The organism is bacterium, from assembly GCA_036382775.1.
In the GTDB taxonomy this organism is placed as follows: domain Bacteria; phylum Hydrothermota; class Tepidihabitantia; order SM23-42; family JAOAFX01; genus DASVHD01.
The window spans coordinates 25,626-39,917 of record DASVHD010000030.1 but is presented as its reverse complement, the minus strand read 5'-3'; the positions used below and the strand labels follow the sequence as shown (position 1 = coordinate 39,917).

At 39.7% G+C, this 14,292-nt stretch carries 10 protein-coding genes; 7 read left to right on the top strand and 3 right to left on the bottom strand.

The window, feature by feature from the left end; translation table 11 throughout:
- Positions 1-16 precede the first annotated feature (16 nt).
- The 7 genes from VF399_06490 to VF399_06460 are packed head-to-tail and all read left to right on the top strand — an operon-like array spanning position 17 to position 11,379.
- A complete protein-coding gene (locus VF399_06490; GenBank protein HEX7319983.1) occupies positions 17-859 on the top strand; it encodes a hypothetical protein in 843 nt (280 codons plus the stop codon).
- Positions 856-4,743 (top strand): hypothetical protein, encoded by a 3,888-nt coding sequence (locus VF399_06485; GenBank protein HEX7319982.1) that lies wholly within the window; start codon positions 856-858, stop codon positions 4,741-4,743. The genes VF399_06490 and VF399_06485 overlap by 4 nt, the downstream gene beginning before the upstream one ends.
- A 13-nt stretch (positions 4,744-4,756) precedes the next feature.
- A complete protein-coding gene (locus tag VF399_06480) occupies positions 4,757-5,971 on the top strand; it encodes a restriction endonuclease subunit S (protein HEX7319981.1) in 1,215 nt (404 codons plus the stop codon).
- On the top strand, positions 5,968-6,759 hold the full coding sequence (locus tag VF399_06475; protein HEX7319980.1) for a HEPN domain-containing protein: 792 nt from the start codon (positions 5,968-5,970) through the stop codon (positions 6,757-6,759). Before VF399_06480 ends, VF399_06475 begins: the two co-directional genes overlap by 4 nt.
- Positions 6,752-9,910 carry an HsdR family type I site-specific deoxyribonuclease gene (locus VF399_06470; GenBank protein HEX7319979.1) on the top strand — a complete coding sequence of 1,053 codons (3,159 nt, stop codon included), beginning with the start codon at positions 6,752-6,754 and terminating at the stop codon, positions 9,908-9,910. Before VF399_06475 ends, VF399_06470 begins: the two co-directional genes overlap by 8 nt.
- Position 9,911: 1 nt before the next feature.
- Positions 9,912-10,475 carry a M48 family metallopeptidase gene (locus VF399_06465; GenBank protein ID HEX7319978.1) on the top strand — a complete coding sequence of 188 codons (564 nt, stop codon included), beginning with the start codon at positions 9,912-9,914 and terminating at the stop codon, positions 10,473-10,475.
- Positions 10,468-11,379: a site-specific tyrosine recombinase gene (locus VF399_06460; protein HEX7319977.1), complete on the top strand. Its 912-nt coding sequence runs from the start codon at positions 10,468-10,470 to the stop codon at positions 11,377-11,379. The genes VF399_06465 and VF399_06460 overlap by 8 nt, the downstream gene beginning before the upstream one ends.
- Before the next feature lie 228 nt (positions 11,380-11,607).
- On the opposite strand, the gene VF399_06455 is transcribed toward VF399_06460, so the two are convergent.
- The 3 genes from VF399_06455 to VF399_06445 are packed head-to-tail and all read right to left on the bottom strand — an operon-like array spanning position 11,608 to position 14,280.
- Positions 11,608-12,351 (bottom strand): hypothetical protein, encoded by a 744-nt coding sequence (locus VF399_06455; protein HEX7319976.1) that lies wholly within the window; start codon positions 12,349-12,351, stop codon positions 11,608-11,610.
- Positions 12,348-13,112, bottom strand: coding sequence for a polysaccharide deacetylase family protein (locus VF399_06450; protein ID HEX7319975.1), 765 nt, complete (start codon positions 13,110-13,112; stop codon positions 12,348-12,350). The genes VF399_06455 and VF399_06450 overlap by 4 nt, the downstream gene beginning before the upstream one ends.
- Positions 13,075-14,280 carry an MFS transporter gene (locus tag VF399_06445; protein ID HEX7319974.1) on the bottom strand — a complete coding sequence of 402 codons (1,206 nt, stop codon included), beginning with the start codon at positions 14,278-14,280 and terminating at the stop codon, positions 13,075-13,077. Before VF399_06445 ends, VF399_06450 begins: the two co-directional genes overlap by 38 nt.
- Positions 14,281-14,292: the final 12 nt, after the last annotated feature.

Here is a 14,292-nt window from a genome sequence, read left to right as displayed (position 1 = left end):
TAGGTGAGGAGTATTAATGTTATTTTCTGAAAAATATGGGTATAAAAAAGTCCCAATGCTGGCAAAGGACGAAATGCCTCTTGTGAGAAAAAACAAAATATTAAATCTTATTTATAAATTTTTATATAAAGACATAATTGATGATTGGTTTGTGGATGATCAATTTAGTAATTCCCCTGCGTTACTTTTTGCAAAATTTGTATGGACTGATTTTTTTAATGGTAACCTATTCGAGGTAGATACTTATAAGGCTCGGCAGATTGTAGCAAAAATTAGTAAATTAGCAACAAGGCTTAAGTGGTATGAAGTATACGATTATATTGAATTTATATTAAAAAATCATCCAGACAAGGCAGAAATGAAATATTTCAAGAAAGATATATTGTACCTCTTCAAGAAGGAAAAAATACCACTGACAATAATAAGCAATAATATATGTCCATCTGAATTAGATAACCTAGAAGAAAACAGGGAGATAGAAAAAGCTTTAAGCATTTCAGACAAATATAAACCCGTGAAAGGATGTTTAACAAAAGCATTGGATCTTTTTTCCAAACGTCCAAAACCGGACTATGCGAATTCTATAAAGGAGTCTATCAGTGCAGTAGATGTATTGGCGCAGATCATATTAGGTAAAAAAGGCAGTCTTGGTAAACTCATAAATAGTTTAAAAATACATCCTGCTCTAAAAAGGAGTTTTAGCAATCTCTACGGTTGGACATCAGATGATGCAGGCATTAGACATCCTAAAAATAAAGAACCTATAAGTTGTGGTGAGCCAGAAGCAAGGTATATGCTTGTAACTTGCTCTGCTTTTATTAATTATGCAATTATAAAATTAAATGTAGGTATGAAATGACAAAATTGAATTGGGATAAGATTGGTAATGAAAAAGATTTCCAGCGATTTATTAATCACTTATTTGCACTCGAATGCAATTCTCCCGGATTTGTTCCAAGTAGTCCATATATTGGTGCTGACAGTGGTTGGGATGGATATTTCAACGGTTTCTATCAATACGAGAATAAATCTGGTGCATGGTCTATTCAGTCAAAATGGACCACGAAATCTCATAAAAATGCTATTCCTCACTTGAAAAATGAGATTAAAAAAGAACTTAAAAATGCCCAAAAGAATAACGTGGATCATCTTCGCATAGCAACGAATGCTGAACTGGATGTCAACGAAGTCAGAATTCTCGAAGTAATGAATAAAAGAAAGACAAAAACACTTAAAATCTGGGCTCGAGAAGATTTGACTATGCGAATAGAAAAGCAGCCATTTCTAAGGTACTACTTCTTTGGAGATCCGCAATTCCCCATGTTTGTACCTTGGAAAATATATTTTGAACAATATGAAAAAACTCTTTTATCAACTAATAAATTATTAAAATTCGAAAGGGAATCAAGGCAATGCTATCAATTTATTCTTAAAGATAGTGTAAGTATACTTATTATCTATGCTGCTGGGGGCAACGGAAAATCACATTTATTGAGAGATATAGCAAAAAATGCACATCTCGCTGATGATGAACGACAATGTTGGCTGATTAGACCGGGTCTTAGAAATATGAATGATGCAGTGCAAGATGAACTTGTGTGTGGAAGAAAATATATTCTAGTATTAGACGATGCTGACAGATATTTGGAAGAAACAAAAGCATTAATCGCTTTGGCTAAAAGCCAAGCCTTTGCAGTTAAGATAATATTGGGAGTCAGAACTTCTGGCTTAGATTCAATCCGGAATATCGTCAGAGATTTTAGGTGTGCTAGTGTTATTGAGGAGATGCCTATTTCAAATTGGAGCAAACAAGACCTTCTTGGATTGCTTCACCTTGTTGTTGATAAAGAAAAAATAGATAATGAAGAGTTTATAGTGACTCATTATTCTAATCCATTTATATTGACTTTTATTGGGAATCATAAAATGGAAAATAGAGTAATGGATTTAAGAATATTCCAAGATCAAATAGTAGACAGTGTCGAATATGACACAGAAAAGGCGTTGTCAAAATTCAATATTATTAAGGAAAAATTGGATGACTTATTGATAAATATTGCAATTGTTGTACCTTTTGCAAAGAACAATAACAATGAAGTAATTAAAAAGTTAAGTGCACTTAGCGGGTTTAGTGCTGAACAATTGATAACATATATTGATAAACTAATAGAAGTTGGAGTATTAAGAGAAATAGGTAGGTCCGTGAGATTTAATCCAGACATGATCGGCGATCTATATCTTACTTTTAGACTAGACAAATTAAACGAAAATGCTATAAAATGTTTGATACAAAGATGGCTGGGAATATGTCCTGAGACAATATTTAATAATTTAGCTGCGATATCCCGATATGGAGATTTAGAAAAGGTCAAAATTACTTTAAAACGGATTGTTTATGACTGGATTGACGAGTCCCACAGCACGCCCAATAATGTCAGAATAAATAGGCTCTTACAAATTTCAAAAGTAACTTATTTCATTACTGAAGAAATATTGGATTTGGTTTACGCTTACCTTCGATCGAAAGCGCCACTATCGGCAGATCCGATTATTAAGGTCTTTAATGTTAATTATGAACTGAACTTAGATAACATTGGTCCTGTAATCACCAACATCATGGAGATTCCAGGTTTTCAAAAAAAAGCTATTCAATTAATTAGAGAATTAGCAAATAGTGAATTAAAGGGTACTTATGATAACTATAAGCCACGAACTTTGATTAAGGAAGCTGTGTCACCCATCAATCATAGACCAGATATGATAAAAGACATATTAGCAGAATTATCAGTTTGGCTGGGAGATTTGCATTTTAGCATAGTCGAAGCTGAACTAATAAGTAACTCAATATCAGAAATTTTGGCTGGTACTCACGCATATTCACAATCACAATCTGGTCAGTTTGTTTTTGGTGAGCGTACTTTATCAGATACACAAACCATCCATGAACTAAGAGATACTGCATTGCACTTATTAAGGCAATTACTATTATATCCAAAATTAGAAATAATAATACAGGGAATCAAAACAGCTGGGAGTATAGGAAGAACATGCATGGGACGTGTTTCTGAAAGTAAATTACCCTTGGCTAAAAGAATAGCTGATGATCGGACTAAGGTCATCAGAATGATTGCTACATTAATTTCTCCGGATGCCAATTTTTATCTTTTAAGTGAAATCGAAAATTTTCTTATAACTGCGTGGGCTCAAGATATTCCCGGAACTATAGAAGCAGTAGAGTTGTTGAGAAAGTTTCCTCGTTCACCTGATTATCTTGTTTATAGGTATTATGTTGCTCCGGAATATGTTATAGAAAATTTTGACATGGTAGAGAAACAATCACCTGCGATTAACAGATGGGAATGGTTTGTTAATGAATTTATGCATCATAGATGGAATTTGAAGACAGATGATCTGAAAAATTTGGTGGAAAAGATCGATGCCTCATATAAATCGCCTTCTGAAGTGGTGGCTTATTTAATCTCATTGGACGATAATCTTGAAAAATGCAATTCAACTGGCAATCCACCTCTCATTCTTAGTTGGGCACAACTGAACACCGATATTTTCAAATCAATCCGAACGAATCCTGACCTTTGGTGCAAAATTCCAGATAGATTTAAAAATGAAATTGACCTAGCGATTTCCAAATTAGATAATATACACATTGAGGTTATAGCAAATGAAATTTTGAATCGTCCGTCAGATGTACCAAGTAGTAGAGTAGCTTTATTCATAAGATTGATAGAAGAAGGCACAATGCCAGTAGATATAAAAGTTAATTGGTTAACTAGGCTGATAAATAATGGGTCGTCGAAAAACAGGATTTCAGTTGGCCGGAATTTATACTTTATCTTTGAAAAAACTAAAGACGTTTTGGTGATGATAAGATTGATGAATGATATTATCAAACAAGAAGGTCCATTGTCACTAATAATGATTTCTGCGATTTCTGATATGCTGCATTGGATTCGTCATGCGAATCTATCAATTCCTGAGAATGAAGAAGTAAACGAATTTCGCAGTGTATCTTTACGCTTAATGAAAGACGTCCCTTGTATTGATGCAAATGGACAAACCGTTATTGACTTTTCATGCAGTGACATTATGAGTCTTCTTGATTTTACTAAATATCGATTGGATATGGAAATGAAGATGGTAAAGCATAATGGTGTTGATTTTTATAGGTTTGAGGCAATTCCGTATGAGGGTTTGAAATGTTTATCAAGGTTGATACATAATTATGATGAATATAAAATGATATTGAAATGTGTCATTGATTGGTATAAACGTAATCCGTTATTACTTTACACCCTTGAGTATTTGATAAGTCCAATTATCCACTTAAAACAAGATTGCTCAAAGGAAACTTATTTAGAGAAGTTTATTCAGGAACAAATCAATGCCGGAAAGATAGATGAGGTTTTGATCACGGCAGGTTTCTTGAAGTTCAATAGTGTAACAATGCCGCTTTTGCTAAAAGTATTACAGGAAGCTTTTAAAAGCAGTTTGGAAAAGTCTGCAAAACGCATGTTTTCTGCAGTAGTTAATTCTGGTACTCTAACATCAACGCCAGGTAAGCCACCCCCTGTTCTAGAAAGCAAAAAAACAATTCTTCGAGAAATGTGTGATAAATGTCCTCCTGGGTCAGTCAGAAATTTTATAAGACAAGTGATTAATAGTATAGAAGCAGAAATACAGGTTCTTCTTCAGGATGATGAAGAATTTCTAAATCCCAAAATATAGAAGGTTTTGAATTATGAATAATATCAATTCATCATATATCGATAGAGGTTTAAAAGATTGGGAAATAATGACCTTAGATCATGTGATTGAAATTTTTGATAGTAAGAGAATACCTTTAAGTGAAATAGAAAGAGCAAAAAGAAAAGGTAGATATCCATATTGTGGTGCGAATGGTATATTAGATCATATCGATAATTATATCTTTGATGGTGAATATCTATTATTAGCAGAAGATGGTGGTTTGTATGGTAAATATGAGCAATCATGTTATTTGATGACCGGAAAATTTTGGGTTAATAATCATGCACATATTCTGCAGGCCATCGAAGCTAAATCTAGTAATAAATTTTTATTATATTTGCTAAATTTTATGGATTTACGGACATATATTGTGGGTTCGACTAGAGTTAAACTAAACCAGGAGGATTTAAGGAAAATACGAATTAATCTCCCTCCCCTCCCTGAACAGAAAAAAATTGCTGAAATTCTATCAACTGTGGATGAAGCGATTACACAAGTGGATACGGCGATTGAAAAGACTGAGAGGTTGAAAAAAGGATTGATGCAGGAGCTTTTGACTAAAGGGATCGGACATAAACAATTCAAAGACACGGAAATAGGAAGTATACCGAAAGAGTGGGAGGTGAAGCATTTAGGTGATGTTACAGAAATCAATAAAGATGCCAAGGATTTGCCAATGGATTATCCGGACCATAAGTTTCTATATATTGATATTGACTCGGTAGAGAATGGCACAGGTAAAATAAATCAGGCAAGGGAAATAATGGGAAGAGATGCTCCATCGCGAGCGCGGCGTGTTGTATATCTGAACGATGTGATCATGTCAACGGTACGGCCCTATTTGAAGGCGTTTGCATTAATTCCAAAAAATTATGATGGTCAAATTTGTTCAACGGGATTTGCAGTGTTAACGTGTAAAGCATACTTAATTCCACAATACTTATTATGCACATTATTTTCCAAGGTCGTTATTGACCAGTGTAACAAAATGATGATTGGTGGTCAATATCCAGCATTAAATAGTGAACAAGTATCGAAAATTACTATTCCCATGCCATTACTGGGTGAGCAGCAGCAAATTAGTGACATTCTCGCCAATGTTGATGAAAAGGTGGAAGTATTGAAAACAAAGAAGCAAAAGTTCGAAAAAATAAAAAAAGGATTGATGGATGATTTGCTGACAGGAGCAAAAAAGGTAAAAACATGAAGCCATGTGATGCATTCCTAAATGTTGCAAAAAAGGATCTAAAAGCTGCGCAGACTCTTTATGCAAGGCGCTTGTACCCGCAGGCAATCTTTTATCTACAACAGTCCATAGAAAAATCGTTTAAAGCATTCGGAATTCTTTACGATAATCTTACGGTGGTTGAGTTAAAGAACAAAGTCGGGCACTTTCCATTAAGGGTTTTGAGCCACATGATGCAGAAAATTAAGGAGACCCCGGAATGGCAGCAATCATTAGACATATGGTTACATGGAAAAGATAAGATCGCAATAACACCTGATAAACTTGATGAAACAATAAAGGTGTTTAACAACGTCAAATTATTTGATATGATTGAAATGCCAAAATTGCGAAAATTGTTAAATGTCCTTCTTAAATATATGTCGGGACCGGTACGAAGAAAGAACCTAAGCGCAGTTGCTCCTACAATATATAATGGTATCGCATCGTATGCGAAAATGACAAAAAAGAAGTATGCGCCTAACATGACAGAGGCAACTTCTAACAAAGCCATGGCTACGCTTCAAAAGATATTTCCTTATATCGCTGAAGCTGAATATCTCCTGATAATGCTTTCATTATCTATTCCACCATCAGCTATACAGAATTCAAGATATCCAATGTATAGCGGAATTCCTAGTAAAATCTATAATGCAAAACACTATTTAGTTAAAGCTTTTCCAAAATTGGTGAAATTTAGTCATATCATGCAAGAAAAATTAGCATGGATTTTTCGTGAATTAAATAGGCTTGATAAAATGTATGGATAAATTTTCTGAAAAATCATTGGTCGAAGATTATTTCATAAAGCGTTTGCAGGAGCTTGGTTGGAAGTTTGTGCCTGCCGAGCAGCTAGAACGGGAGAGTTTTGAAGAGCCGTTGTTGGTTTCCACTCTTATACGTTGTATTCAGCGCATTAATAAAGATACGGGCATCGGTGATGAGGAAATAAGCAAGGTTCTGAACGAGCTGAAACTTGTCACCAGTGGGCAGGAGGGTGCAAAGCGGATTTTGAATTATTTCAAATTCGGCGTGCCGGTCAAACTTGAAAAAGAGAGGGTGATTAAGTTTGTACAGTTGTTTGATTATGATATTCACCCTCACCCTCACCCTCTCCCATCAAGGGAGAGGGAACAAGATGGAAAGGCCTCTCCCATCAAGGGAGAGGGATTTGTTGGTAGTAATGAATTTGTTGTTAGCAGGCAGGTTCAATATTCCGGCAAAGAAAAAATACGTACCGATATCGTGCTTTATGTAAATGGCATTCCTTTGGTGAATATCGAGTGCAAGGACCCGACCAAACCGGGAACTTCATGGTATGATGCCTTTGCGCAAATAAAGGAGTACGAAGATTCAGTACCCGAATTATATAAATATGTTCAAATAGGTATCGCGGCCGAGAGCCAGGCACGATATTTTCCGATTGTACCCTGGCAGAAAAAAGAGGATGTTAAATGTCATGAATGGCGGAGGACAGAAGAGATTCTTCGCTCCACTCAGAATGACAAAAATATAAATAGCGTAGATGCGGTATTGGAAATATTGGAGCCATATAAGCTGCTTGATATAGTTAGAAATTTTTTGTTTTACCGAGTGGAAATGGGTAATGCGACAAAGGTTATTACGCGGTACATGCAATACCGGGCGGCGAATAAGATGGTGGAAAGGGTAATAACAAATCTACATCCTCACCCCGATCCTCTCCCATCGAGGGAGAGGCATTTAGATAGGAAAAATGGATTGATCTGGCATTGGCAGGGGAGCGGCAAGACACTGACCATGATATTCGCAGCGCATAAGTTGTATTTCGATAATTTTTTGGAAAATCCATCCATTTTTTTCATCGTGGACCGTATAGAGCTTGAAGAACAGCTCTATACGGAATTTTTCTCTTTGGATATTGTACAGCCTGAAATATTAAATACAGTCGAAGAATTGGAGGCTATTTTAAAGCATGATAATTACCAGGGAAAACGCGGTTTATTTATAACTTTAATTCATAAATTCCGATTTGACGAACTTGATACATTGCGAAAGCATCTTGAAAAGATCAGCAAAGATAGAAATACGATCATGACGCGTAAAAATGTGATTGCTTTCATTGATGAAGGACACCGTACCCAGTACGGGACGCTTGCCGGTGAAATGAAGGCAATCTTTAAGAATGCTTTCCGATTTGCTTTAACCGGTACACCCATTTCAAAGCAAAAACAGCGCAGGGATACTTATCTGGAATTTGCTTATCCTCCTGGGGAGAATTATCTTGATCGGTATTTCATCGTAGATGCTATTAAGGACGGATTCACCGTACCGATAGTATATCAACCACGTCTTGAAAATTTGCATCTTAAAAAAGATATGCTGGAAACCTTTTTAGAAGTAGAATGGGATGAAATCCCAGAGCAGCTAAAACCTGAAGTAGAAAAGAAATTGAAACAAAGATTGAATTCCATAAATTTATTTCTTGAAAATCAAGAAAGAATCGAAAAAATAGCAGCTGACATTACCAATCATTTCAAGACAAATGTCGATAATAAATTCAAGGCGATAATCGTCGCTGCCAGCCGAAAAGCATGTGTCCATTACAAGAATGCTTTGGAAAAACACTTGCCGCGTGAATATTTTGATGTCGTGATGACATCTGAGCGGGATGATGCTGATGTTATCTACGGTTATGTACGTGAAGCAAGAGCCCGCTACAATGGCAAAGATTATAAAAGTACATTGAAGAAAATAATAGAAAAATTTAAAGAAAATACTCATCCAAAAATCCTGATCGTGACCGATATGTTGCTTACCGGATTTGACGCGCCGGTATTACAGACCATGTACCTTGATAAGCCCCTGAAAGAGCACAGATTATTGCAGGCGATCGCGCGGACTAACCGTCCATATAAAGGCATTAAGGAAGCCGGAGTTATCATCGACTATGTCGGCATTTTGAAGGAATTCAAACGGGCGTTCGAGTTGTATTCCAAGGATGATGTGATTGACCAGGCGCTCAACGATTTCGAAAGCCTCCAGCATGAGTTTGATCAGTTGATATCGGAATTGAAGTCGATATTTGGAAAATTGATGCAAAATTATGAACGCAGCACGCTACTGAAGGCGGTTGAGATCCTGACTACCGATGTGACCAGAGAGGAGGAATTTTTAGAAAAATACCGCCACTTGCGTAACGCATTTGAACTTTTAGGATCTGATCCTTATAAGTTAGAGCATTTTGAAGAATATCGATGGATTTCCGCTGTTTACACATATTATATGAAGATGGTCATGCATGGCACTAGTGTCGATGCATATGTGCACCAATATTATGATAAAACGCTGAAATACGTCTATAAGTCGACGGAAATTGAAAAGATTGAACAGGAATTACCCGAGATAAAATTTGATGCTGATTCGTTGAAAAAATTGGAAGAAAAAGTAAAAAGCAGGGAAGAAAAAGCGGCAAATATCTTGTTTGCCCTGCAGAGATTTGTATTGGTGGATAAACAGACGAATCCGATTTATGAATCGCTTGTCGATCGCGTGCAAAGGTTAATGGAATTGTGGAGGGAAAAGACCAAGGATTATGAACGCATATACAAGGAAGGAGTCTCAATATTCGATGCAGCATCTGTAATGTTGTCTAAACAACAGAAATTGGGTTTGTCGAATCTTGAATATGCCATATTTCTGGTTTTAGAACAAAAATTGAAAATAAAGGACGATTTTGCTGAAAAAATAAAGATATTAATCGCGCAAATGCAGGATATAATGTTCCCGGGTTGGATAATGCAAGCGACGGCCTGCAAAAACGTAGAACAGGAAGTGCGTAGATTCGTTCGTTTATTTAAAAATGAATACAAACTTACAATGACCGATGTTGATAATTTGTATAATGATCTTATGAAATATATCAAAAGCTACGGAGTATAGATTGGCCAGTTATTCTATTGTACACAGAGCCATCAAGTATCCCAGGATTGAATTTAGAACCGGCAAGCTTAGCTTGGTATTGCCAAAAGGCATGCATGCCCAGGATGTAATTGTACGGCACAATCATTGGATAAATGAAAAAAGCAAATTAATAAAAAAATATCTCAGATACAGTAATCATGTAAAAATTATTTATCGGCCCGATGATGTTTTTAAAAAAGAAGCTGAGAACAATATCAAAATCTATTCGAGAGAACTAAAAATAGGAGTTCATAAAACGCTATTTAAAAGCATGCGAACAAAATGGGCAAGCTGCAGTCCCCGGCATAATATAACTCTGAACACTTTGATGAAGTATTTACCTAAAAGATTTATTGAATATATCATTTATCATGAATTGGTGCATATTATTGAAAGACATCACAACGAGCGATTCTGGAGTGAGATTAAAAAGAAATTCAGGGACCACAACAAACTGGAATCATCACTTTTCTCATACTGGTTTATTCTGCAAAAAAGACTGAATGCAGCAAGGATTTTACGATCAGGTGATACTGATGAATGAACTTATTACCGGTTTCGAGAATTATCTGATAGCACTGGGGCATGAGCTCAACACGATCCGGTCGTATATCTATGATATCCAGAAGGTGAATATGTATTTTTCTGATCTCAGCAAGAGTTTGGAATCAGCGACCACGGATGAACTCAGAGGTTATATACATAACCTATATAATAAAGGTAAAAAAGCAACTTCGATAAACCGTAAGGTTTCAAGTATTAAAGCTCTCTTCTCTTATCTCGTGACAATCGGCAAGGTGGAAAAAAATCCTGCAACCGCGCTCGATGTGCTGAAAATAGGACGGAAATTACCAGAGACCTTGTCGGTAATTGAAGTGGAGGCGATCATTGAATCCGCCAATGATCTAACACCGCTGTGTCTGCGGGACCGGGCTTGTTTGGAATTGCTCTACGGAGTGGGCCTGCGCATATCAGAACTTTTAGACCTTAAGATTTCCGATATCCTTTTCGACGATGAACTGCTCAGCGTGATCGGCAAAGGGAATAAACAGCGTCTTGTTCCCTATGGTAAAAAAGCAGCTTATGCTATTGATAATTACTTAAGAAGCGGGCGGCCTAAGTTAGTAAAAGAAAAAAGCATACCATACCTAATTGTTAACGCGCGAGGTAAACAGTTGACACGGATGGGCTTTTTGAAAATTCTGCGTAAGTATCGGATAAAAGCTGGAATTAAAAAACGTGTAACGCCGCACATGTTCCGCCACTCCTTCGCTGCACACTTGCTCGAAGCAGGAGCTGATCTACGTGTTGTTCAGGAGTTGCTAGGACATGTCGATATTTCGACTACGCAAATCTATACGCACGTAGACCGGGAATATTTGCATCAAGTTCATAAAGATTGTCATCCAAGTGAAATGAGCTGGTATAAAAAAAAGAAGAAGGGATGAGGGGATGAGATAAAAATCGAGGTTATGAAGTTAAGAGGCTGTGAGGTTAGGAGGTTAGGAAAAAAATGGGGATACGGGGATAAAAAAAGATGAAGTTGGGAAGCTATGAAGTTATGAGGTTAGGAAAGCAGGATTAAACTCATAATAAAAAGTTTATTCATTTATTTGGTTCAAATTAAAAAAGACCACATAGACCAGATAGATCAGACAGACTAGAAAGACGATTTCTTATTTATTTTCTATTTCTTTTAAAAATTTTTCCGCATCGGGTTTGTCATCGAGCGTCCAGTCCGCCGGGTATGTCGGCTGCTTGATCTCGATGGCCTTCTGAAGGAAAAAGCGGGCCTTTTCATAATCTTTCTTCCTGATGTAACACCTGCCCATATCCACGAAAAGCACCGAATAATTGGAATCAAGCGCGATTGCCGTGTTCAGGGCATTGATCGATTTATTGACGCTGCCGCCCATGATCCCGGGCAGTTCGTAGTAGAGCATGGCCCGGGCGTCGAGCGCGCCCGTGTGTTTCGGATCGAGTTTCAGAACCTTGTCGATCTCCTTCTTGATCTCAGGTACCGAGCCGAGCGAGTTGAGCACGCCCTTGGTCTGCCCGACCCGACCCAGGTTGACCATATACCAGAAATGGGCTGATGCCGAACTGTCATTGATCTTAATGGCTTTTTTGGCGTATTCCTGCCCCTTTGCATAGAGGTTGATCTTTTCGGTCTTAGTCCCGGCGTTGTCGCCCAGGATATAGTATACATGCGCCAGCTCGCAGTTCGCCCTTAAGTTTTCGGGCTCGGAATTGACCAATGCCGTCAGGATCTCAAGGCTTTTGTTCAAATTGCTGCTGTTTAGATGACGGGTCTCAAAAAGTTCGACCGCTTTGTCGACCGTTGCGTTGCCGTCCTGCGCAAATAGCGCGACGCAGGCGACCATTAATGCCAGCGCGATCGGTCTTAGTGTACGGTTCATGATGCCTCCTTGATTTTTTGCCCTTTAAGCACAATGTCACTCCGGCGGCGCGCGATCATTGTCGCCAGGGTAAAAAAGTTGATCACTTTCTGCTGGGTGCGGTAATAACCGTAAGCAACAGGCGGTTTTTCAGTCACCTTTATCGCGAGACTGGCTCGTGTGTCCGTGATGTAGATGGCTTCTTTTTTTAACGTCAGGTCGTCGTCGCCATTGCCGCCAAATCCATAGCGATAGCCGGCCCGCGCGGCCATCCGACGGACTGCCGGATTTATCCGGTTGAAAGGATATGATATGCAGCGGATCGTTCCCAGCTCTTTCTCGATAATAGCTTTGGATCCGTTCAATTCGTACTCAAGTTCGGCCGTGCTTAGCCGGGCAAGGTTGCGGTGGGTCATCCCGTGCGACCCGATCTCCATGCCCCCTTTTTTCAGTTGATGGATCTGGTTCCAATCCAGGTGAGCGACGCGCCGGCCCGTCAACGAAATGTCCCAGGTGTTCTTCTCGCCGATGTAGCCCACGATCAAAAAGACCACGGCCCGCACTCCGAACTCACGCAGGATGGGAAGAGCATGGCGATAGATATTTTCCTCGCCGTCGTCAAAGGTAAGAATGATCCCTTCATCGCGTTCACCGGGCAATCCGATCGGGATCTTTGTTTTAATGAGCTGTTCGATGAATCCCCTTAACTGTGCCGGCTGGTTCCATGTTCCGCACAGCTGGAGATCAGTGGCTATTCGATGGAACTGCAGAGCTTTTACCACGGTTGATGGCGATGGCGCCGAATGCCGCACCCAGGATGACGATCGCGCCGAAAAATACGAACAGCAGGCGTCTTGACACGAACGTCGCTACCGACCCGATGATCAGCGCCACCAGGGCAAAGGAGCCGTTAAGGATCCATTCGCGCAGGGAGAATATCCGGCCCCGGATGAGCTCGTCGGCGCTGCGATGAATCAGCGTATCCTGGCCGATGAACACCGGTGATATCGCGATCCCTCCGATCAGGCACAGCAGACAGAATACGTAGAAATTGTTCAGGAACGGAAATGCTATCAACACGCCGCCAATAACAACGAAACATACGAGCATTGTCATCTTCAGGTCGTAGTGATGCCCGGCAATGCCGGTAAGGTAGGCGCCGACGAGCAAACCGATCGCACCCACGGACGCGAGGATGCCGACACCGCTCGTGCCCCATGCCATTTCCTGCTGGACGATCGGGATCACCAGGACATAGATCACGCTGCCCGCGATGATCATGAGAAAGATAGTGCAGATGGCGAACAGCAGGTCCCGGATCTTGATGATGCTTTTGACCGCGTCAAGCAGATCGTGGATGATCTTCCGCAGCCCGTTATATATGAGCAGATAGAGCCCCCTGGCCTGCAGATGTGTTTCTTCGACTTTACGGAAGGCGAGATCGACTTTCATTACATAAAGCATTACCGCAGATATCGCAAAGGTCAGCGCGTCAATGATGAAAGCGGCCGCCCAGCCGTCGATGCCCAGCGCGGCCTTCCACCACCGCCAGTCAATGATAACACCGCCCAGCAGCATGCCCAGGAACGTCGCCCCCCGGCCGATAAGGTTAATGACGGAGTTGGCAGCGAGAATGCGTTTCTTGGCGACCAGGTTCGGGATAATCGCGCTGCGCGCCGTGTTGAAGAAAAGCGCCAGCAGGAACATGGCGAAGACCAGTGCAAAGACCGGATAGATGTTGTGCGTGAGGGCAAATACCAGCGGTATCGCCAGAGCGCAAAGCATGCGCAGCGCATCGCATATCACCATGACATTCTTCTTATGCCAGCGGTCGACCAGGACGCCGGCGATCGGGCCGAACACCAGGACCGGCAGCGTGATGAAAATGGCGAGCAGCGAGAGCAAGAAGGGCGTGCGGTTTTTCGGGAAAAGACCGATGAGCGCGATCAAAGCTATGTAGTC

What these genes read in the sequence shown, in the direction of transcription:
- VF399_06470 (HEX7319979.1), top strand. Translation starts at nt 6,752, where the DNA reads ATGGATAAATTTTCTGAAAAATCATTGGTCGAAGATTATTTCATAAAG.
- VF399_06485 (HEX7319982.1), top strand. Translation starts at nt 856, where the DNA reads ATGACAAAATTGAATTGGGATAAGATTGGTAATGAAAAAGATTTCCAG.
- VF399_06490 (HEX7319983.1), top strand. Translation starts at nt 17, where the DNA reads ATGTTATTTTCTGAAAAATATGGGTATAAAAAAGTCCCAATGCTGGCA.
- VF399_06455 (HEX7319976.1), bottom strand. Translation starts at nt 12,351, where the DNA reads ATGAACCGTACACTAAGACCGATCGCGCTGGCATTAATGGTCGCCTGC.
- VF399_06480 (HEX7319981.1), top strand. Translation starts at nt 4,757, where the DNA reads ATGAATAATATCAATTCATCATATATCGATAGAGGTTTAAAAGATTGG.
- VF399_06460 (HEX7319977.1), top strand. Translation starts at nt 10,468, where the DNA reads ATGAATGAACTTATTACCGGTTTCGAGAATTATCTGATAGCACTGGGG.
- VF399_06475 (HEX7319980.1), top strand. Translation starts at nt 5,968, where the DNA reads ATGAAGCCATGTGATGCATTCCTAAATGTTGCAAAAAAGGATCTAAAA.